Source organism: Thermanaeromonas sp. DSM 22490 (assembly GCF_056378755.1).
Map to the genome: position 1 here is coordinate 1 of NZ_JBJHHE010000068.1, position 1,118 is coordinate 1,118.

2 rRNA genes are annotated in these 1,118 nt (G+C 58.0%); both read left to right on the top strand.

Annotated elements, in window-relative coordinates:
• Positions 1 to 171 (top strand): 16S ribosomal RNA (locus AC1BI1_RS15340); the annotation flags it as partial.
• A gap of 123 nt (positions 172 to 294) precedes the next feature.
• A 23S ribosomal RNA gene (locus AC1BI1_RS15345) occupies positions 295 to 1,118 on the top strand; the annotation flags it as partial.

Consider the following 1,118-nt stretch of genomic DNA (forward strand, 5'->3'; position numbering starts at 1 on the left):
ACGTTCCCGGGCCTTGTACACACCGCCCGTCACACCACGAAAGCCGGTAACACCCGAAGCCGGTGAGCTAACCCTGAAAAGGGGGGGCAGCCGTCGAAGGTGGGGCCGGTGATTGGGGTGAAGTCGTAACAAGGTAGCCGTACGGGAACGTGCGGCTGGATCACCTCCTTTCTAAGGAGTTAAAACTCCTAGGTCGGTCGCCTGGTTTCCTTCCGCCACTGTTTAGTTCTCAGGGACCTCGTCCCTGAATAACTTGTTCTTTGAAAACTGCACAGCGAGGGTTTGGAGCGTGGAGGTCAAGCTTAGTAAGGGCATACGGTGGATGCCTAGGCGCTAAGAGGCGAAGAAGGGCGTGGCAAGCTGCGAAAAGCCTCGGGGAGCCGCAAGCGGGCGTAGATCCGGGGATACCCGAATGGGGGAACCCGCCTAGGGTAAACCCTAGGCATCCTGTACTGAAAGAATAGGTACAGGAGGCGAACCTGGGGAACTGAAACATCTTAGTACCCAGAGGAGGAGAAATCAACAAGAGATTCCCTGAGTAGCGGCGAGCGAAAGGGGAGGAGCCCAAACCTTATGCATGGGAAAGGCTGCCACCGTTGTGCATAGGGGGTTGAGGGGCTACCTTAACGGGCAGTGGCAGATGCTCGGGGGCACCGATAAGCTGTAGGGGAACAGGGTTGGAAAACCCGGCCGTAGAGAGTAAGAGCCTCGTACCCGAAACGGCTTAAGGGCTCTTAGGTAGTACCCGAGTACCGCGGGGCACGGGGAACCTCGTGGGAAGCAGGGGGGACCATCCTCCAAGGCTAAATACTCCTTAGCGACCGATAGTGGACTAGTACCGTGAGGGAAAGGTGAAAAGCACCCCGGGAGGGGAGTGAAATAGGACCTGAAACCGTATGCCTACAAGCAGTCGGAGGTCTGCTGTAGGGTAGACTGACGGCGTACTTTTTGCAGAACGGGCCGGCGAGTTACGGTAACGAGCGAGGTTAAGGGCCGGGGAGGTCTGGAGCCGTAGCGAAAGCGAGTCTGAAGAGGGCGGATAGTTCGTTGCCGTAGACCCGAAACCGGGTGAGCTACCCATGGGCAGGGTGAAGCGGGGGTAAATACCCGTGGAGGCC